The sequence below is a fragment of the Streptomyces sp. NPDC006012 genome (assembly GCF_042871185.1).
Classification (GTDB): domain Bacteria; phylum Actinomycetota; class Actinomycetes; order Streptomycetales; family Streptomycetaceae; genus Streptomyces.
The window spans coordinates 742,864-762,249 of the sequence record NZ_JBIAIE010000001.1 but is presented as its reverse complement, the minus strand read 5'-3'; the positions used below and the strand labels follow the sequence as shown (position 1 = coordinate 762,249).

Annotated in this window: 20 protein-coding genes; 8 read left to right on the top strand and 12 right to left on the bottom strand. The window is 69.6% G+C overall.

Going from position 1 to position 19,386, the window contains the following annotated elements; all coding sequences use genetic code 11:
- Positions 1–245: 245 nt before the first annotated feature.
- Positions 246–1,640 carry an MFS transporter gene (locus tag ACFYPJ_RS03240; RefSeq protein ID WP_389009562.1) on the top strand — a complete coding sequence of 465 codons (1,395 nt, stop codon included), beginning with the start codon at positions 246–248 and terminating at the stop codon, positions 1,638–1,640.
- Positions 1,641–1,735: 95 nt separating this feature from the next.
- On the opposite strand, the gene ACFYPJ_RS03235 is transcribed toward ACFYPJ_RS03240, so the two are convergent.
- Positions 1,736–2,179, bottom strand: a complete 444-nt coding sequence (locus ACFYPJ_RS03235) for a winged helix-turn-helix transcriptional regulator (RefSeq protein WP_389009559.1) — start codon at positions 2,177–2,179, stop codon at positions 1,736–1,738.
- A gap of 97 nt (positions 2,180–2,276) precedes the next feature.
- Between ACFYPJ_RS03235 and ACFYPJ_RS03230 the strand changes: the two genes are divergently transcribed.
- Entirely contained in the window at positions 2,277–3,146 is an 870-nt protein-coding gene (locus ACFYPJ_RS03230; protein WP_389009556.1) for an alpha/beta fold hydrolase, read from the top strand.
- 126 nt (positions 3,147–3,272) lie between these two features.
- On the opposite strand, the gene ACFYPJ_RS03225 is transcribed toward ACFYPJ_RS03230, so the two are convergent.
- The 7 genes from ACFYPJ_RS03225 to ACFYPJ_RS03195 form a co-directional block, all read right to left on the bottom strand.
- Positions 3,273–3,878, bottom strand: coding sequence for a DedA family protein (locus ACFYPJ_RS03225; protein ID WP_389009553.1), 606 nt, complete (start codon positions 3,876–3,878; stop codon positions 3,273–3,275).
- Positions 3,879–4,144: 266 nt separating this feature from the next.
- A complete protein-coding gene (locus tag ACFYPJ_RS03220; protein WP_389009550.1) occupies positions 4,145–6,043 on the bottom strand; it encodes an FAD/NAD(P)-binding protein in 1,899 nt (632 codons plus the stop codon).
- Positions 6,044–6,264: 221 nt separating this feature from the next.
- Positions 6,265–7,470, bottom strand: a complete 1,206-nt coding sequence (locus tag ACFYPJ_RS03215) for a hypothetical protein (protein WP_389009547.1) — start codon at positions 7,468–7,470, stop codon at positions 6,265–6,267.
- Between the two features lie 265 nt (positions 7,471–7,735).
- Positions 7,736–8,362 carry a hypothetical protein gene (locus ACFYPJ_RS03210; protein WP_389009544.1) on the bottom strand — a complete coding sequence of 209 codons (627 nt, stop codon included), beginning with the start codon at positions 8,360–8,362 and terminating at the stop codon, positions 7,736–7,738.
- 2,241 nt (positions 8,363–10,603) lie between these two features.
- Entirely contained in the window at positions 10,604–11,089 is a 486-nt protein-coding gene (locus ACFYPJ_RS03205) for a hypothetical protein (protein ID WP_389009541.1), read from the bottom strand.
- A 427-nt stretch (positions 11,090–11,516) separates the two neighbouring features.
- Positions 11,517–11,726 (bottom strand): DUF397 domain-containing protein, encoded by a 210-nt coding sequence (locus ACFYPJ_RS03200; protein ID WP_389009538.1) that lies wholly within the window; start codon positions 11,724–11,726, stop codon positions 11,517–11,519.
- Positions 11,723–12,550, bottom strand: a complete 828-nt coding sequence (locus ACFYPJ_RS03195) for a helix-turn-helix domain-containing protein (protein WP_389009535.1) — start codon at positions 12,548–12,550, stop codon at positions 11,723–11,725. Before ACFYPJ_RS03195 ends, ACFYPJ_RS03200 begins: the two co-directional genes overlap by 4 nt.
- A gap of 213 nt (positions 12,551–12,763) precedes the next feature.
- Between ACFYPJ_RS03195 and ACFYPJ_RS03190 the strand changes: the two genes are divergently transcribed.
- Genes ACFYPJ_RS03190 through ACFYPJ_RS03175 form a run of 4 tightly spaced genes read left to right on the top strand, consistent with a single transcriptional unit; the run spans position 12,764 to position 14,293 of the window.
- A complete protein-coding gene (locus ACFYPJ_RS03190) occupies positions 12,764–12,910 on the top strand; it encodes a hypothetical protein (RefSeq protein ID WP_389009532.1) in 147 nt (48 codons plus the stop codon).
- Positions 12,907–13,686 (top strand): hypothetical protein, encoded by a 780-nt coding sequence (locus tag ACFYPJ_RS03185; protein ID WP_389009529.1) that lies wholly within the window; start codon positions 12,907–12,909, stop codon positions 13,684–13,686. Before ACFYPJ_RS03190 ends, ACFYPJ_RS03185 begins: the two co-directional genes overlap by 4 nt.
- Positions 13,683–14,117, top strand: coding sequence for a hypothetical protein (locus tag ACFYPJ_RS03180; RefSeq protein WP_389009526.1), 435 nt, complete (start codon positions 13,683–13,685; stop codon positions 14,115–14,117). The genes ACFYPJ_RS03185 and ACFYPJ_RS03180 overlap by 4 nt, the downstream gene beginning before the upstream one ends.
- Positions 14,114–14,293, top strand: a complete 180-nt coding sequence (locus tag ACFYPJ_RS03175) for a hypothetical protein (RefSeq protein ID WP_376526014.1) — start codon at positions 14,114–14,116, stop codon at positions 14,291–14,293. The genes ACFYPJ_RS03180 and ACFYPJ_RS03175 overlap by 4 nt, the downstream gene beginning before the upstream one ends.
- Here the strand turns inward: ACFYPJ_RS03175 and ACFYPJ_RS03170 are convergent.
- Positions 14,288–15,916, bottom strand: a complete 1,629-nt coding sequence (locus ACFYPJ_RS03170; RefSeq protein WP_389009523.1) for an alkaline phosphatase D family protein — start codon at positions 15,914–15,916, stop codon at positions 14,288–14,290. The two genes, ACFYPJ_RS03175 and ACFYPJ_RS03170, sit on opposite strands and share 6 nt — an antisense overlap.
- Positions 15,917–16,005: 89 nt before the next feature.
- Positions 16,006–16,650 carry an HNH endonuclease family protein gene (locus tag ACFYPJ_RS03165; RefSeq protein WP_389009520.1) on the bottom strand — a complete coding sequence of 215 codons (645 nt, stop codon included), beginning with the start codon at positions 16,648–16,650 and terminating at the stop codon, positions 16,006–16,008.
- Between the two features lie 383 nt (positions 16,651–17,033).
- On the opposite strand from ACFYPJ_RS03165, the gene ACFYPJ_RS03160 reads away from it, so the two are divergent.
- Together ACFYPJ_RS03160 and ACFYPJ_RS03155 are read left to right on the top strand one after the other, a co-directional pair.
- Positions 17,034–17,612 carry a TMEM165/GDT1 family protein gene (locus ACFYPJ_RS03160; RefSeq protein ID WP_389009517.1) on the top strand — a complete coding sequence of 193 codons (579 nt, stop codon included), beginning with the start codon at positions 17,034–17,036 and terminating at the stop codon, positions 17,610–17,612.
- 302 nt (positions 17,613–17,914) lie between these two features.
- On the top strand, positions 17,915–18,571 hold the full coding sequence (locus ACFYPJ_RS03155; RefSeq protein ID WP_389009514.1) for an HAD-IA family hydrolase: 657 nt from the start codon (positions 17,915–17,917) through the stop codon (positions 18,569–18,571).
- Between the two features lie 53 nt (positions 18,572–18,624).
- On the opposite strand, the gene ACFYPJ_RS03150 is transcribed toward ACFYPJ_RS03155, so the two are convergent.
- Together ACFYPJ_RS03150 and ACFYPJ_RS03145 are read right to left on the bottom strand one after the other, a co-directional pair.
- Entirely contained in the window at positions 18,625–18,825 is a 201-nt protein-coding gene (locus tag ACFYPJ_RS03150; RefSeq protein WP_389009511.1) for a hypothetical protein, read from the bottom strand.
- A gap of 196 nt (positions 18,826–19,021) precedes the next feature.
- Entirely contained in the window at positions 19,022–19,237 is a 216-nt protein-coding gene (locus tag ACFYPJ_RS03145) for a hypothetical protein (protein ID WP_389009508.1), read from the bottom strand.
- Between the last annotated feature and the right edge of the window lie 149 nt (positions 19,238–19,386).

Here is a 19,386-nt window from a genome sequence, read left to right as displayed (position 1 = left end):
TCCCGTCGTGCCGGTACGCGCCCCGGTGCGCACCCCGGCACCTCCCCCGCGGTCGAGATGTGCCACCGGCGACTCCGTGCGATCTTGAAAGGGGATCCGGAATTCCCGGAAGCTGCGTGCGGTCTTGAATTCGAGGCCCGCTCACCCTTTGCGCAGAGGCGTATTCACCCCTTGTAACGAGCGTCACAGGAATCGTTTTCCGAATTCGGGACAGGCGCACAGTCACCTAACGGGAAGGCGCTCTTGTGACGACAATTGCAGACGATCCACGTGACACAGCCGTGCCGACTCCCGGAACACGCCGCTTCCTGCGTCGCCTCACCATCGCCACCGGCGGGGGCATGTTCATCGACGGGTTCGTCTTCGCCTCGGTGGCCTCCGCCCTGGCCGGCACGGCGATGGCCCGTGACATCGGCGTCACCTCCACGTGGAACTCGCTGATCTCGTCGTCGACGCTCATAGGCACGTTCTTCGGCGGGCTGTGCCTCGGATACGTCACCGACCGGCTCGGCCGCCGGCCCATGTTCACCATCGACCTGTCGGTCTTCCTGGGCTGTGCCGTGCTGATGTTCTTCGTGACGTCGGCCTGGCAGGTGTTCGTCCTCGGCCTGGTCATGGGTCTCGCGGTGGGTGCCGACTACTCCATCGGGTCACCGCTGCTCGCGGAGTTCGCGCCCACCAAGAAGCGCGGCAACTACCTGGGCATCCTCGAAATCCTGTGGAACGTCGGATACGTCGTCGCGTACCTCATCGGCTACCTGGTCAACACCAACTGGCCGGGTGCCTGGCACTACACGCTGGCCGCCAGCGCCGTACCGGCCGTCTTCTGCCTGCTGATCCGGCACGGCCTGCCCGAATCACCCCGCTGGCTGATCTCCAAGGGCCGCCACCAGGAGGCCGCGGCCATCGTCGAGCAGGATCTCGGGGTGTCGATGGACACCGAGGACTGGCGTGCCGAGCAGGCCGAGGAGACCCGCTACCGGGAGCTGTTCTCCCCCGACTACCTGCGGCGCACGGTGTTCACCTGCGTCTTCTGGATCTGCATCGTCCTCCCGTACTTCGCGCTGACGTTCTTCCAGCCGACCGTCCTCAGGGCGATCGGGCTCGGCGGCAACGCGCTCGTGGGCGCGCTGATCGGGACCGTCGTCGCGCTGCTCGGTGCCGCGACCGGCTGGTTCCTGGTCGACCGGGTCGGCCGGCGGGCCATCCTGATCTGGCCCATGTTCGGCTGCGCGCTCGCGCTGTTCCTGGTGGCCCTGGACTCGTTCCTGCCGGTGTGGCTCGCCACCGTGTGCTTCTTCGGCTACCTGCTCTCGTACGGGATCATGAGCATCCTGCCGGGCATCTACCCCGACGAACTCTTCCCGACCTCCATCCGCACCTCGGGCGTGGGCCTGTCGTCCGCGGCCAGCCGGATCGGCGCCGCGCTCGGCACGTTCCTGCTGCCGATCTCGCTCGACCACCTCGGTCTGAGCTGGTCGATGGTGTTCATGGGCGTCGTGTCGCTGATCGGCGGCGTCACGTCCCTGATGTGGGCGCCGGAGACCAACAACGTGCAGCTGACGCAGTCCGGCCACCGCCAGGCGGACGGCAAGGGGTGGTGGGTGAAGGACGCGCTGGTCCCGCAGCGACAGCACTGAAACGCCCGAAGCGGCCCGGGAACCGTCCCGGCACGAAAACCCGCCCGGCACGAAGACCGTCCCCCCTCGACGCCCCGGCCCACCCGGCCGCGCGCTCAACGCGCCCCGCTCCCCCGCCCCTCCCGTTCCTTCCCCGCCGCCTCCCGGTCCGCCGGCCCCTCCCCGACCGCCTGTCCCTCCTCGTTCGCCCGGTCGATCTCCGCCATGTGGTCCTCGGCCCACGTCCGCACCACGTCGAGGGCGCGCTCCAGGGAGAGGCCGAGGCCGGTGAGCCGGTAGTGGACGCGGGGCGGGACGGACGGCTCGACCCGGCGCACGACCAGACCGTCCCGGGTCAGGTGCTGCAAGGTCACCGACAGCATCTTCTGCGAGACACCCGGCATCCGGCGCTGGAGTTCCCCGAAGCGCACCTCACCGGGGGACGCCCCCGCCAGGACCTTCACCGCCATCGACGTCCATTTCGTACCGATCCGGTCGAGCAGCCGACGCGTCGGACACCCGGGGTCGAACAGGTCCCCGCGCCTGACCTGGGAGGTCACCTGAGGCTCACCACCTGAGACAGAAGTACGGTCTTGGACGGCCCACGCTAGTCACCTAACGTCCCCTTGTCACCAATGGTTATTCATGGAGGGGATCATGGCGGAGAGCGTGGCGGAGAGGACAGGCAGCCGCCTGGAACCGCACAAGGTGCGGGCGAACGGCGTGGAACTCAACGTGGCCGTCGCGGGCGAGGGCCCCGCCGTACTGCTGCTGCATGGCTTCCCGCACACCTGGCGGCTGTGGACCCACGTCATCGACGACCTGGCCGCGCGGCACCGGGTGATCGCGCCGGACCTGCGGGGCTTCGGCGACAGCGCCCGCCCCGCGGACGGCTACGACGCGGGCACCCTGGCTGACGACGCCGAGGCGCTGCTCGCGGCGCTCGGCGTGACCTCGGCGGCGGTGGTGGGCATCGACGTCGGCACCCCGCCCGCGTTCCTGCTGGCGATGCGGCGGCCCGGCCTGGTGCGGCGGCTGGTGGTCATGGAGTCACTGCTGGGCAGGCTGCCCGGCGCCGAGCAATTCCTGGCCGGCGGCCCGCCGTGGTGGTTCGGCTTCCACGCCGAGCCGGGCCTGGCCGAGTCGGTGCTGGCCGGGCACGAGGAGGCGTACGTCGACTGGTTCCTGGACCGCGGCACGCTCGGGCACGGAGTACGGCCCGACATCCGCGACGCGATCGTCCGCACGTACGCCGGCCGCGATGCGCTGCGCGCCGCCTTCGGCCCCTACCGGGCGCTGCCCATCACCGCCCGGCAGATCGGCGCCGCGGTGGCCGCGGGGCGGCTGACGGTCCCTACGACGGCGATCGGCGCCCACTCGGTGGGACGCGCCCTCGAACGCCAACTGCGGCCGTACGCCGACGCCTTGACGGGCCACGTACTGGAGGACACCGGCCACATCGTCCCGCTGCACCACCCGGACGCGCTGCTGCGCCTGCTGCGCCCCTTCCTCAGTACGCCCTGGTGAACGGCGCGGGTGCCCCCGGTCCCACGCGGACCCCGACCCGCCCAGGCCCCCGGTCCCGCAGGGGCCGCAGGTCCACGCGGGCCGCAGATCCACGCGGACCGCAGGCGGCCTACGCGGGCCGCCTGCCTACGCGGGCCGCCGACGCATCAGGTACACCGCACCCGCCCCGGCCCCGAACAGCGCGGCGAGCGAGACGCCCGTGGCCAGCCAGGTGGCGCCCAGCCACTGGGCGCCGAAGTAACCGAGCGCGACGCTGTACGCGGCCCAGGACAGGCCCGCCAGCGCCGACCAGGGCAGGAAGTCGCGGGCACGCCGGTGGGCGGCGCCCGCGCAGAAGGAGACGACCGAGCGGCCGGCCGGGGCGAAGCGGGCCAGTATCACCAGGGCGCCGCCGCCGCGGGAGAGGGCCACGCCGAGACGTTCCATCGCCGCGGTCAGCCGACGGGAGCGGGCGATGGCACGGTCCAGGCGTTCACCGCCGCGCCAGGCCAGGCGGTACGCCACCAGGTCGCCGAGGACGGACGCGGTGGCCGCGGAGAGGATCAGGGCGAGCATGTCGGGCACGACGTGCATGATGTGCCCGGTCGCCGCGCCGGCCGCCGTCGTGGTGGCCGCCGTGATCACCAGCACGCCGCTGGGCAGCACCGGCAGGAAGACGTCGAGCAGCACCGAGAGGGCCACCATGGCATAGATCCATGGACCGGCGGTCAGTGACCCCAGACTCTCCAGCACTCCGACTCCCCGATGCTCCCCCGGACGACAGCCACACAGCGTACGCGGCGGATGTGACAGCAGGGACACGGGGTGCCGAAGAGGTCATGGGCACGCGACGGCACCCCTCCCCGCGCGAACCGGACATCCCCGAACCGGACGGCAGGGAACCGGACAGGACGGCCATTCCTGCCGGGCCAGGCCCGACCCCGGAGGAGTTCAGAGGAGAGGAATCAGAGGAGGGGTCCGGAGCAGCGGGCAGCGCGGAGAGGGGCAGAGAAGGGGAATCAAACGGGCCGGTCGATGCTCACCGGCCCGGCACCCGGCCACGGCTTCCCATCCGGGTCCGCCGCCGTGCGCAGCACCGCTCGGGCGACCGCGTCCGCGTCGGACAGGGTCACCGAGTCCACCCCGGGCCGGGCTCCCGCCGCGGTGACCCAGTGCACCCCTTCGGTGGGCACCCCGAAGGCGAACCGCCGCGGGTGCGCCGCTCCGCGACGGTCCATCAGGCGGTAGGGGCGGGCCGTCACGTCCAGCCCGCCGGTCTGGTGGCCGTCGACGGTGTGCGGGCGGCAGTCGCCGGTCCGCAGCAGCCGGGCCAGCAACTCGTCGCCGGTGCGGCGCAGATCGGGTTCCGGAAGGCGGGCCTCTATGAGCGTCGTCACCCGCACCGCCGAGCCCGGTACGTCCGGCGAGTGCGCGGTCCACGCCCCGTCCGCAGCGTGCACCTCCAGCCGCGGCCCGAGCACGTCCACCACCCCCGCGTCCAGCAGCGCGGCCAGCTCCTCGATGCGCCGGCGGGGCGGGCCGATGGAGAGAAAGGCGTTGAGCGGGGTGTACCAGCGGTCCAGATGGTCCCGGCGGGAGGCACCGGCGAGGCCGCCGTGGTCGACCACGAGCCGTATCTCGTTGCGCAGGTCGCGCAGCACGTCCAGGGCCGCCTTCAGCGGTCCGGCGACGTTCCCGAGGGCGGCCTGCGCGGCGTCCTCGCGCAGGTACGCCCACAGCCAGGACCGCCACTCCGCCCGGTCCGCGAACTCTCGCCCCGTGTGCGGCCGGGCGATCCGCTCCCAGGACCAGCGGTCGGCGGCCGGCACCCCGTACTCGTCGAGCAGCAGGTCCTCTGCCGCCTCGCCGTGCGGCACGGCGAGGAACCGCTCGGCGAAGTCGGGGCGGCGGGTCAGCGCGCCGTAGTAGACCGCCTCCACCTCCTTGGCCACCAGCGGCCATATCTCCGCCAGGAAGTCCGGCGCCTCCCCGGAGTCCGCGCGTTTGCGGAAGCCCGCGATCGCCTCCGGGGTCAGCACGCGCGGGGTGTGTCTGCCGTACGGGCCCTTCGCGTTGTCGCCGCGCGCCTGGTAGGGGATGCCGCGCCGGGAACCGGCGTACAGGCGCGGTTCGTCGCCGGAGGGGGTGTAGCGCAGGGTGCCGTCGGCGGTACGGGTGAAACGGCCGCCCCGGCCGGTGGTCAGCAGGGCCAGGTGGTCGAAGAAGTTGAGGCCGAGGCCGCGCAGCAGCACCGGTTCGCCGGGCGCGAGCGGGGCGAGGTCGACGTCGGCGGGGTTGGCGGGGGGTATGTGGCGCAGGCCGTGGCGTTCGGCGTGGGCGGCGAGTTGCCGACGCGTCCCGTCCTCGGCCTCCGGGAGGTGGCCCTGCGCGAGGACCACCGCGGACAGTCCCTCCAGGGTCCGGCCGTCGTCCAGGGTCAGGGTCTGGCGGCCGTCGGGGGCGTCGTCGAGCCGTACCGCGCGCGCCCGATGCGTCCGCACCCGCACCGAGTCGGGTGCCTGGTCCACCACCCGCGCGAACACCCACTCCAGATAGCGGCCGTAGTGGGCGCGGGTCGGGTACTCGTCCGAGCCGAGTTGGCCGTCCGCCCACTCGAACAGGCTGGGGCCGGGCCGGATCGGTCCCGAGCAGTCGACGCTCTCGTCGGTGAACAACGTCACCTGGCAGGCGACGGTGTTCATCAGCAGTTCCGGCGGCTGGGCGGTGCGCCAGACGCGGCCCGGTCCGGGCTGCGCCGGGTCGATCACATGGACCTCCAGGCGGGTCCCCGCGGGCAGCAACTCCGGTGCGGAGGCGCACAGGCGTTCCAGGACGCTGGTACCGCGTGGCCCGGCGCCGACCAGGGCGACGGAGACCGCGGAGGATTCCTCGGCCGGTGCGAAGGTCGGTGCAGACAAGGGTGGGACTCCTGGACAGGTGGGGCGCAAGGCGGCGAGACGCCCGCGGGAAGCGGACGGCCCGCCTCATCATGCCGCCGCCCGCCACGGAAGCCAACGCGGGCCCCACAGGTCACTGTTGTCCCTCGTGTACCGGTGAGGGCGGAGTTCTCCATGAGTTCTCCACTTGACGAGGCCGCGGTACGGCGGTGAAGCGACACGGCATCGAAGGAGTCCGGGCCTCACCGTGTCCGGGTGTGCCGTGTACTGTTCACCGGCGCCTGCCCGGCCGCCGGCCCGGCGCCCCAGGCTGCCCCGGCGCTCCAGCCGGCGGACTGCGCAGGCGGCAGGTACGCCGTGGCCTGCGGAACCGGCGACTGGTCCGCGGTGGTGTTCCACCACGGGTATGCCGCACCTCGGCTGGTGCCGTCGCCGTAATGATTGTCCCGGGACGAGTACGCCACCTGGTATCCGACGTCCTGAGCAGACGCGGAGGCTGCGATCGTCATCTGCTGCACCCCCTGCGACAGTGCGAACATCCCGGGAGGCAAGGCCTGCCACCCCTCCTCGGGATACACGTATCCGTCATGTCCGCCCGCGTAGGGCGCAACCGCATTCACCGGCTCGGACCAGGAACCGGGCGCCGCGAACGCCGCATCGGCATCGGCACCGTCACCGTAGAAGGAGCCGTCGAGCCCGCTCCGCATCACCGCGTCCGCGTCCACGTCCACGTCCACGTCCACATCGAGCGCTGCTGCGTCCGTGACCGGGGACCCGGGCTGTGCGCCCTGCGCAGGACGGACCCCGGCATTCCGACCCGCATACGACAACGCGAGCACGGCGTGCCCCCCGAACCCCTCAAGACTGAGCAAAGACTGCAGATCGTCCTGCACCTGCCGCGCCGCCTCGTAGGCTTCCTCACTCGCCCCTTCACGCAACGCTTTGTACTTCACCTGATCCTTCGTCAGGTCGAGCAAGGGATCAGCGATGAACGACGGCACCGACGCACCCGACAAATTACTCTCCGGCTGCGGCACGTTCAGCCGCACCATGACCGGCTTCCGGCTCGTCCAACCGAGACTCTTCGGGGACAACGCCACCAGCAACCCCGTCGGCGGCACTTCAGGCCACCTCAACCACCGCCGATATTCCTCATACACACGCTTCGCCGCCTCCGGCAGAAGCGTTTTCGCCTCAGCACGCAGCTCCCGCTTCCGCGTCCGCTCCCGTTCGCGGACCCCCGGATCCTCTCGCCGCGCCGCGATCCGCTCCCGCAGTTCCTTCCGCCTTTGCTCGGACGTATGATCCGCATACCACTTCCGCTGCCGCTCCAGCGTCTGTTCGCGGAACTCCGGATCCTCCGCTCGCCGCTTCCGATCCCTCTCGTTCCTCTCTTCCTTCTTCTTTTTCTTGCCTGCGGTTTCAAGCCGGTCACCATCCGATGGCATGTGGTTCCGTACCCATTCGTTGTCCGCGTGTTCCCAGTACCAATACAACTCGCCACCACCGCCCGGTTCACCAGCCCACCCAGCGTTCTTCCCGCCCCCTTCCGCTCGGGCCAACACCGGCCGAGCCCGCCGGACCTGGTACACCGCCCCACCGACGGCGGGGCGGTGTACCAGGCGCGGCTGGGTCCGGGCGGGCACCGGGTCTCTCACATGGACCGTCAGATGAATACCCGTCGGGAGAAGCAAACCCGGGCCCCACGCGTCTTCACTTGCTCGGGCCTTTCGGTCCGTTCAGCGGGGGTTGGATGCGGCGGTTATAGGGTTGGCCGGGGGCGCCATTCGGCTGAGACGACTGCGGCCGCGATCCTTGAGCACGAAAATTCTGGGCCGCCAGCACTTGCGCCACTCCCGCGTTGGGATCCGGGGCGGCGGCCGGGCGATTCGCTGCTTGCGGCGCGGGTTGCCGATCGGACTGCGGGGCCACGGTCTGTGCTACTGCCGACTGCCCGGCTGCGCCCCGCGTAGCCGCGTCGTAGCGATCATAGAACTCTTTATCAGCTTTCATCCACGTGCCGCGAGCATTGTGGACCGCAGAAGACGCCTCATCGAAAGCCTCAATCCTGCTGCTCTCCTGCGGGTACACGCTCACACGATCCGCGGCGGAAATGAAGGAATGCAGGGCCTTGAGGTAATTTCCATACGTCTGCCATGTCTCTTCGCCAAGTCTTTTCAACTCAGGAGATGCATGTTCAGAACGGTAATCCTGGTCGCGCTGCTCGTTACTTTCCAGCAGCCTTTCGAAGTTCTGCTGAGCTGCTTGCCTCCAATCAGCGTAGAGGTCTGATGAATCGAATCTGCTGGAACCGCTGGAGCTTCCGTTGTAAGGAACCATTTTCGCTGGCTTTCCATGTGTTGCACCGGCGGAGACCAGGGAAGTGCGGCGCGTACCACCCGCAGCCCGGATCCGCCGACTCCGTGTGAACCTTGCGCAGGGGACAACGTCTTGGCGAGGAGACCGGTTCAACCAGCCGACGGAACAACCGTCTTGGCGCGCGACCGTTTCACGGGCGGGTCCGCACGGTGGCGAGTAGACGGCATAGGCCCGTCAGGCAGGTGTCTGCGAGGTGAAGAACACGCGGCCGGAGGCACAACGGAGGTCGCGATCCGCTCGCCTGGAATCACTGGAACTGGTGGAACGCTGGACCTGGCGTCGTCCTGATCCATTCTCCCTGGCTCTCCATATTCGGAAGCTGACGGAGGCTCTGCGCGCCTTCACCTTCCCGGAGAAAATACGCTCGATCCATTCCGCGAGAATCCATCGGTGCGGCGACGGCTATCAGGCCCGCCGACGTCACTTCGCGAGGGCCACGATCCATCCCCAGGGCGACTCCTGTCCGCATACCTGGCCACGTCGGCGTTCGCGGGTAGCGCGGTCGATGGAGGCCGCTGCAACGCGGCCGAAAAGGGGAGGTTACTATCGGCGTCCAACACCAGGCCACTTTCGTGGAGTCTGTTCCTGATGTCCTGCGAAACGTCTCGTACGCCCCAGGACTGCAGGTGAGAGATCCTTAGGCTCAGAGGGTACGGCTCACCGTCGGCCAGCGTCTCCGCATGGTTTTCGGGCACTGCAAAGTAGGTACGCCGAGGAGCTCCATCGCGGCCTCCGCGAGTTTCGACATAGTTACTTGTATTTCGCAAATAAAGCTCTACGGCCTCACCCAGCCGAGGCATGCCACCCGCATTTACTTGCCCGCCCGCATTTACTTGCCTGCTGTTCCCGGCCGGAAATCCATCCATTATCCCGTCGGATCCCACTTTGTGAGGCATGGTCACCACTCTCCTTCCGATTCTCTAGTTCATCAATTATCCGAATTCCGCATAGCGAAACCAGGAATGTTTCGCGCGCGCCGTCCCGCAACTCGGCTCTGCCGACTCCGCCCGCCTTCACCTGCTCGGGTTGTTCGATCCGTTCTGCGAGGATCGAGTGCGTAGATGGTAACGCTGACCACTGGGACCATTCGGCTGCGGCGACGGGGTTCGCGATCCTGAAGCACTCACATTTCCGGCCGCCGCCTCTCGCGCCAGTGTCGCTTGCCCATCCGGCGCTCTCCGCGTGGGGAAATTCTGGTGGCCGGCCAGAAGGGGGTTCCCTGCATGCGACGCGGGTTGCGACTGGGGCTGCATGGCCGCAGCCCGTGCTCTTTCCGCCTGCTCGGCCACAGCCCGTGCTGCCGCTCGCGCGGCCTCGGCCCGTGTTACCGGTCCCGCGGCCGGGGCCCGTCTTACCGGTCCCGCGGCCGGGGCCCGTGTTACCGCTCGCGCGGCCGCGGCCCGCTCCCGTTCGTCCCGACGATTCAGGGCGCGACGCACCTCTTCGTGGAACGCTTCCCCACGCATCAGCCACTGGACAGTAGCCACGAGATGCCGGTGCTTTGCGTCTGCGAGGTTCCCCCGCAAATCCCGTTCACCACTCCATGCCGAGTTTGCGCCCATGAGTTGCTGTCCGGACCGCTGGAAACTTGCTTCCGCCCGCCTTGCAGCTTCGCCCAGGCGCCTCAATCCCGGAGATACATTATTGCGAAGGTAATCCTCGTAGCCCCGCCGTACGTTATCCGCCCTCAGCCTAAAGAGATTACCCATACGTATCCGCTGCGTAGTAGTGTAAATGCTTGATTCTTCGGAACTTGTAGAACTTGCAGAATCAGTGGAACTGTCGTCGTGATCCATTTTCCCTGGCTCTCCTTATTCTTGACGCTGACGGAATTAGCGTGGTCGGCGCCCCAAGGCAAGTCGCCCCGTCGGCCCCGCGCTGTCTTCACCTGCTCGCGGAAGATCCATTCGACCTATTCTGCCGACGGCGAGGACCGATGTGTGGCACGTGCCGCCTCTCACCTCGGGCCTGCCAACTCCTGGTGAACCTTGCACAAAGGGACAACGTCCTGGCGAGGGGCCCGGTTCAACCTGGCCGACGGGGCAGCCGACTTGGCGCGCGACCGCGTCATGGAGTGGGCGGGGTCAGGGAGCCGCAGCAACCCGAGAGCCCCAGCGACTCCCCGCTCCGGGCTCGGTGGGGCTTTCGCGTCCGCGGCACCGGCTCGGCAGGTGCCGAAGCCCCCTGCCCAGGAAGGCTCCTTCACCTGCTCGGGCCGCTCGGCCGGTTGTGCCGGGATCCACCGTGGCCGTAATAAGGCCGATCCTGGGCGCCATGCGACTGGTGCGACGAAGATCGCGATCCGCTAGCAGGGGGATCTTGAGCCGCCAGACTTCGCGCCACTCCCTGCTGCCAGTGCTTTATCTTTTCCGTGTTGGACTGCAAGTAATTCTCGTAGGCTGCAATCTGGGCGGGTTGCCACTGATTTTGTTCGGATGCAGCGCGTGCGCCCTCATTTTCCCGATCCCAGCGGTTCAGAATGTCCTTCACTGCTTGCTGGTAACGCGTCCCGAGTCTCACCCACACATCAGCATTTTCCTTATGCTGACTCACTGCTTCTCGGTAACCACGCTCCAGCTTCGGCGACCACTTGTCCTTACTCCATGCCGCGAAGGCTTTGCTGATTTTCTGTTCGGTCCGCTTGAAATTCTCTTGCGCCCGCCTTGAATCTTCGCGTATGCCTGCCATGCCGGGAGACATATTATCGCGAAGATAAGGCCAGTATCGATGCTCTCTGTTATATCTCCACAACTCGGTGAGATTAGCCAGACCATTCGACTGGGCCTTAGTGTATTCTATTATCCCGAAGTTGTTGGCATCCTTGAAACTTCGGCCGCCAGAGCCCATTTCCGCTGTATCTCCTTTTTGTTGACACCGACGGAGACCGGTGAAGTGCCGCGTATGCCACCCGCAACTCGGGCCGCCGACTCCGCGTGAGTCATGTATAAGGGGACAACGTCCTGGCGAGGGGGCTGGTTCAACCTGGCCCGCAGCACAGCCGACTTGGCACGCAACCACGCCACGGAGACAGCGGGACCAGTGAACCGCAGCAACCCGAAAAGCCCCACCGACGCCCGACTTCGGGCGCGGCGGGGCTTCCGTGGTGGCGGCTGGGTCAGACGGTGCCGAAGTCTCCGGCCTTGACACCCACCACGAAGGAGGCGAACGCGGCAGCGGGGAGGCTCAGCACCGGGCCGCCCTGGTTCTTGGAGTCGCGGACGGGGACCAGGCCGCGGGAGGCGACGAGGTTGGCGGCGACCTCGATGCACTGGCCGCCGTTTTGACTGTACGAGGACGTGAACCAACGCGGAGCTTTGGTCGTCACGAGGTGTCCCTTCCTGACTGGCTGATCATGGCCACGGATTCCGCCTGCGAGCAGGCTCCGGCCTGTAGTTGATGGTAAGCCGTCAGTATCGGTAGTACGAACGTACTATCCCGTTCGAGATGACCCCGATGGGCGGACTCGGCGTACGACACGAGCGAGCGGTCCGGCAGCGTCAGCAGCGTCACCGGCAGGTTGAACGGACGGCTTGCGCCCATGCTGAACGGGGCGACCTGGAGTACTGTGTTCGGCTGATCGGCGAACTCAAGCAGGCGCTCGAACTGAGCCTTCATGACGGCTGGCCCGCCGACAGGCCGACGGATGCAGCTTTCGTCCAGCACCACGAAGACCAGAGGCGGGCGCGTCCGGACGAGCGAGGCTTGCCGCGACGCGACGAGCGCCAACCGCTTCTCCGCCTGCTCGCTGGTGATGTCCCCCCGTTTTACTTCGCTCTCCGCGAGCAAGGTCGCATGCTCCGGAGTCTGGAGCAGACCAGGGATGACACCGACCTCGTACACCCGGATCTCCGCCGCACGCCCCTCGTACTCGACGAACTGCGGGAAGCCCTCCAGCAGTGCCGTCTGCCGGACCGCGCCGCACTGTCGTTCCAGCCGAGTACCCGTACCCAGTGCCTTGTCCGCGCTACGCGCGAAGTGGGGAGTTGGAGAGCGGCGACCGGTTTCGACGGCAGAAATATGCGTCCCGGAGTAGCCCGAGTGTTCCCCCAGTTCATCCTGGGTCCAGCCGCGCTCGTCTCGTAACGCGCGTAAGAGCTGACCGAAAGCAGCCTTGGGCGACCTTTCGGGGTCCAATTCTTTCCTGTTCAACGACTGCGGCCCACCCTCCGTGCAGATGACGCAAGTTGAAGACATCCACACTGTAGGTCACGCTGATTTCCCTTGGTAGTGGATTCGCTACGGAGAGGAGTTGCCGTGTCCGTCAAGAACGACCCCAACCAGCCACAAATCCCCCCACACGCACCCCCCACTGGCACTCTCATGGTGGACGCAGACGAACAAGTCGGCGAATTTCGAGGTGAGTTGGCAGGGCTCTGGTACCTGCGATCCGTAACAGGCGGACGGGAATGGACCGTTGACCCGGTCGACGCGCACCCGGCCAGCCCCGCGCAGCGGCTGCGCGCCGAGACCGCCCGCGCCAACGCCCGCAGCCGGGGTGAGGTGCTGTGACCGCTGCGGCCCGTTACCGGGCGGAGGTGCGGGCCACGGGCCCGGTGTTCGGTGCTGCCGGGACCACGCAGTACAGCCTCGGCACCTCCCTGACCGCCTCCCCGGAACTCGCGCTGCGCTGGCTGCGCGGCGAAGCCCTGCGGATCGCGGACCGGCTCGATCCCGATCCGCAGCACTCGGCGTGGGTGCGGCCGGCGATGCGCACGGCGCCCGTACCCGTGCCCGACTGCCCCGCCGAACTCCGCGCCTGGGCCACCGACCCCACCGAGCAGCGCGCCGCACACAAGCAGATCAGGGCCGGGCGCGCGCTGGCCGTCCGGATCCCCGACGCGGGCTGTACCTTCACCCTCTCCGTCCGGCCCGCCGACACCCCGGCCCCCGCCAGGAGAGCCGCCGCACGCCAGGCCGCCCGGGACGACAAGGACACCGTCGTCGAACGCTACCGGGCCCGTGAGCCGCTGGCCCGGATCGCCGAAGCGTACGGCGTCACCCCCCACTGGCTCGCCCTCCGCCTCGACGAATGGGGCGTCCCGCGCCGCCAGCGCTACGAGGCCCACCTGCACCGCCGCCCCGCCCACCGTCTCTTCCGCGGACGCACGCCCCGCCGCACGACAACCGAAGTGCAGGCCGCGCAAGCCGAGTTCACCGACCACCGCACCGACGTGACCACCCGCTACCAGGACGGCGAGTCCATCACCTCCCTCGCCCGCTCCTTCCAGGTCAGCCACACCTGGGTCGCGGAACGCCTGAACGACTGGGGCGTACCCCGCCGATGACCCACAGCACCGATACGACCATCCGCGACACCGTCGCCCGCGCCTTCTCCCGGACGCTCTCCGTCCTCGTCCCCCGCCGCCCCCGCCGCCGTCGGCCCGGCCGCCACAGCGCCCGCTACCTCCTCGCCGCCGTACCGCCCCCCGCCCCTCCACAACCCCCCGACCAGAGCCCCAGGGCGTACGCCTGGTCCACACCCGTCCCCGACCACGTCCGCGCCCGCCGCGCCCCCCTGCGCGGTGAGGAAACACGCCTCGTACGCCCCTACGTCCGCACCGAAACGACGCCCCGCCACTCGGCCGTCACCCGGGAACGGCGACGCGCCGCAGCCCTCGCCGCGCTCGGCGTCGACTACCCCTACACCTACGAAGGCGCCCCTTTCCCCCTCTCCGCGTTCGCCCCCACCCGCACCGCCGCGGAGGCGACCGCATGACCCACCAGGCACCCGAGAACAGGACCCCGGCCCGGGTCCGGGTCTGCGCACGCTGCCTGCGCGAGACCACCGAAGCCGTACTCGTCGAGTGGATCGACACCGGAAGCGGACCCGGTGTCGAGGTATGGACCTGTCCGGCCCATGTGAAGGGCTATGCCCCCGGCCACCCCTCATGATCCCGTGAGGGCGGACTCCTGCACGGTCGTCAGCGTCCCGTCCCGGCGGGCCCGCTCCAGCCGCAGCCGGGCCGAACGCCCCGCCAATGTCAGCGTCATGAGCTGGTTGCCGAACCACGGGCCGCCCGCCCTGCGCCAGTCGACCGGCGGCCCGGGGCAGCGGCCGTGCCGGGCGAACAGGCGTCCCAGGGCACGGGCCACCGCGCTCCAGCCGAAGCGGAAGCCGAGCCGGATCGAGAGCGGGATGGAGTTGTGCACCGGGGAGCAGGTGAGCTGGAGGACCCGGGCGTCGGGCCGGCCGGCGGGCCAGGACGGCTCGGCGACGTACGCGTGGTGGACGTCCCCGGACAGGACGAGGGCCGTCGCCGGTGCCCCGGGTCCGGAACCGGCCTCGGCGAGCAGGGCGGCCAGGGCGGCGAAGGAGTCCGGGAAGGCCGCCCAGTGCTCCAGGTCGGCCCGGCGGCGCAGGTCCTCGCCGAACCGTGCCCAGCGCGGCCCGCGTTCACCCCGGCACAGCGCCGCGTCCCAGGTCTCGGCGTCGTGCACCAGGTGCGGCAGCAGCCAGGGCAGCGAGCTGCCGATCAGCAGGTGGTCGCAGGAACCCCGGTCGGCCAGCGCCTGGTCGCGCAGCCAGGCGGCCTCGCCGGGGTCGAGCATCGCGCGGCGGTTCTCGTCGAGCACCCGGGCGGCCCGGGTGTCCACCATCAGCAGCCGGACCCGGCCGAAGTCGCGGCGGTAACTCCAGCGCACCGACGCGGGGTCGGCGTCCGCCTCGGCGGCGAAGGCACGCAGCAGGTCCGTGCCGTCGGGGGTCTGGCGCACGGCGGCGTAGAGCGGGTCGGCGGCGAGTTCGGCCGGGGACAGGTTGCCGAGGTGCTGGTGCACCCAGTACGACATCAGGCCGCTCAGCAGCCGCTCGCGCCACCAGTCGGTGGCGCGCATGTCGGCGAGCCAGGCGGCGGAGGTGTTCCAGTCGTCGATCACGTCGTGGTCGTCGAAGATCATGCAACTGGGCACGGTGGACAGCAGCCAGCGCACCTCGGGGTCGAGCCAGGACTCGTAGTAGAGCCAGGTGTACTCCTCGTAGTCGGCGACCTCGCTGCCCGGGGGATCGTCCAGGCCGCGGCGGGCGGCGATGCGGCGGCGGATCGCGCCGGAGGTCTCGTCGGCGTACACCTGGTCGCCGAGCAGCAGCAGGACGTCGGGCCGCTCGGCGTCGGGGGCGGCGGCCAGCCGGAGAGCGAGCGAGTTCAGCGCGTCGGGGCCGACCCGGTCGTGCCCATCGGCGGGGGGCGCGGCCCAGCGGCAGGAACCGAACGCCATGCGCACGGTGTCGTCGGCGGCGGGCGTGCGGATGACCGAGGGCGGGAAGGGCGAGTCGGGCAGCGGCCACACGCGGGTGTCGTCCAGGAACACCTCGTACTCCGGTGCCGTGCCCGGGGTCAGGCCGGTCACCGGGACCAAGGCGTAGTGGTGGCCCGCGACCTGGAAGGTGCGGGCCGTGCCGCCCGCGCCGTCGGGGCAGCGCACCTCGGCCGTACACGGGCGGCTCGCCTCCACCCAGACGGTCGCCGACGAGCCGTCGGCGTACCTCAGCAGTGGTCCCAGGCGCAGTTCGGTCACGATCACCCTCCTCCGTCGTCCCGTACGGTACGGAACGACGGAGGCCGGTGCGGAGCGGTTGCGGTGATCGGCAGCCGCTCAGGTGCGGATCAGCAGCCGCTGAGGTAGTTGGTGAGGGCGCTCTTCTCGGCGGAGTCCACGGAGAGGTCGTAGTAGTACTTCACCTGGACCCAGGCGCGGACGTATGTGCAGCGGTAGGCGGTGCGGGACGGCATCCACTCGGCCGGGTCCTGGTCGCTCTTGGCCTGGTTCACGTTGTCGGTGACGGCGATGAGCTGCGGACGGGTCAGGTCGTTGGCGAACGCCTGGCGCTGGGCGGTGGTCCACCTGCCGGCTCCGGAGTCCCAGGCCTCGGCGAGCGGGACGAGGTGGTCGATGTCGAGGTCGGAGGCGGCGGTCCAGGTGGCACCGTCGTACGGGGAGTACCAGCTGCCGCTGGTGGCGGCGCAGGAGGAGTCGGTGACGACGTTCGAGCCGTCGCGCCCCAGGACCGTCTCGCGGGTGTTGCAGGCGCCGCTGATGGTGATCCAGTGGGGGAAGAGGTCGCGGTCGTAGCCGGTGCGGTTCTCGGTGGCCACGGTGAGCTGGGCGAGGTAGCTGCGGGCGGTGGCGCCGCTGATGGGGGTGGGGAGCGCGGCGGAGGCGGCCGGGGAGTTGAAAAGCGCGACGGAGGCTATGAGGGCGGTGAGTGCGCCGAGTATGCTGACCCGTCGACGCGCGTAGATCCTGGGCATGCGAACTCCCTTGAGTCGTGGGGGTGTTGGAGCGCGAGCGAAGGAATGCTCGCGGACCGGCGTTGCGCTCGGGTGTGTGCCCGGTAAGAAGTTAGTGACGCGTACATGACACGACAAGGTTTACGGTCGAACTTTTCCTCGCGTACGATGGCTGGCGCGGAAGGGGAGTAGCTCTACGCCGGGATCGTCGACACACTGCTCAGCTCGTCTGAGCCGGCGCCCGGAGGCGGACCTCGGAGACGGGGTCGGCCAGCGAGACCTTCGGCAAGCAGTGCACGCCCGTGCCCGACGGCATGGGTGCCATGTGGACTGCCATGCCGAGGTGTCGTGATCGCGAAGCAGGAACACTCTCGGCGGGGCGGCCCCCGACCGATTGAGGAATCTTGATCAGCATCACCGTGACGGCGCTCGTCTTCGGCGTCATCTTCCTCGCCGAGCTGCCGGACAAGACCGCACTGGCCGGCCTCGTCCTCGGCACCCGTTACCGCGCCTCGTACGTCTTCGCGGGCGTCGCCGCCGCCTTCACCCTGCACGTCGTGCTCGCCGTCGCGGCGGGCAGCGTGCTCACCCTGCTGCCGCACCAGATCGTCCAGGCAGTGACGGGCGTCCTCTTCCTCGGCGGCGCGGCGGTGCTGCTGCTGAAGAAGGACGACGGCGAGGAGGACATCCGGCAGCCGGAGAACCAGTCCTTCTGGAAGGTCGCCGGGACGGGCTTCATGCTCATCCTGGTCGCCGAGTTCGGCGACCTCACGCAGATCATGACCGCGAACCTCGCGGCCCGTTACGACAACCCGCTCTCCGTCGGCCTCGGCGCGGTGCTGGCGCTGTGGGCGGTGGCCGGTCTGGGCATCGTCGGCGGAAAGGCGCTGATGAAGCGGGTGCCGCTGACGCTGATCACCCGGATCGCGGCCCTGCTGATGCTGGCGCTGGGCGTGTGGAGCCTGTGGGAGGCGGTGGCCTGACGACCGGGAACCGGTGGACCCCCGCCGGGCCCGCTGCCGCCGGGCGGACTGAACGTCCGGTGAACGCTCGCGGGGGGTGCTGGCGGGACACCGGAGCGGTTTTGTACCGTAGACGAACAAAGTGGCTCCCGCCCGCTTCCCCTGACCGGCGGGCGGGGCCGCCTTGTCCCTCCGGCGGGTCCGACGATCCGGGGCCTCCGGAAACCCCTGAATCTCCGGGGCGACCCCGCAGGACCCCGCAGGACCTCCTACGCCCCGGGGCACGCCCCACTCCTGATCTTCCGTCCCGCTTGGAGCCGTCGATGCCGCCCACCGCCCTCACCGCCCGCGCCCTGCTGCTCGACATGGACGGCACCCTGGTCGACTCCGACGCCGTCGTCGAACGCATCTGGCGCCGCTGGGCCGAGCGGAACGGACTGGACGGCGACGAGGTGATGCGGGTCGCGCACGGACGGCAGGGGCACGCCTCGATGGCCCTGCTGCTGCCCGACCGGTCCGTCGAGCAGAACCTCGCCGACAACACCCGCATGCTGGCGGAGGAGACCGCCGACGTGGAGGGCGTCGTCGAGGTCCCGGGCGCGGGCGCCTTCCTGCGGGCCCTGCACGGGCTGCCGCACGCCCTCGTGACCTCCGCCGACGTCGCCCTGTCCACGGTACGGATGGCCGCGGCGGGGCTGGAGCGGCCGGAGGTGCGGATCACCGCCGAATCGGTCGGCGCGAGCAAGCCCGACCCGGAGGGCTTCCTGAAGGGCGCCGCGGAACTCGGTGTCGCGCCCGCCGACTGCCTGGTCTTCGAGGACTCCGGCGCCGGCATCGCCGCGGGCCGCGCCGCGGGCATGCGGGTCGTGGGCGTGGGGCCGCGCGCCCGGGTGCACGAGCCGGACTTCGTCGTGAACGACCTGACCGGGGTCCGCCCGGAGCGGGCGGCGGACGGCACGATCCGGGTGCACCTCGGCTGACCCCGGCCGCCGGCCGGAATGCGGACAGGGTCCGTCAGACCACCAGAAGGGCCTTAATCGTCGCCGTCGTCGCCGCCGCCGCTGCTGCTGCTACCGCGCCGTCGGTTCTTCTCGGCAAACCGCAGCAGTTCGCCCGCGCCGAGGGTCAGCGCCGCCGCCGCGCGGACCCACCGCGGCCCGCCGCGCTGTGCCCAGACCACACAGACGCACCCGGCGACGACGAGCACCAGGACACCGAGCAGTACAACGATCATGTTCCCCGCCTCTGTTCGCCTACGACGCGCGCCATCCTGGCAGATCGGGTAGCGCACGGCGGCTGCCGGGCAGCGCTGCAAGCAACGCACTCCGCGGGCAGGCGGCGAAGCGCAGTTGAGCGCCTGTAGTGACGGGGATGCGTCTGTGGTGACATGGATGCGTCTGTGGTGACGGCGGACCGTCGCTCCGCCCGCGTCAGTGCGCCCACGCGTCGGGGCCGCCACCCCGCCACTCGATCAGCTCGGACCTGACCACGTCCATCTCGTCCCAGCCCTGAAGTCCCGCCTGCTGCATGAACCGGGCGATGTCCTGCACGCTGAACGCCCGGCCCAGGATCTCCCCGTCCACCCGCACCCGCCGCCCGCCGTCCTCGTCGGGCGGGTAGATCACCACAGGTCTCGTGCCGGCCATACCCACCACCCTCTCCCGTCGCACGGAACGGCGCACAGCGAATCACAGCTGACCGCAGCCGACCGCAGCGGGCCACAGCGGGCCACAGCGGGCCGCTTGGAGAAGTGATCCGGAGAAGATACGGAAAAGGCCCCTGCGGTTCGGCGGAT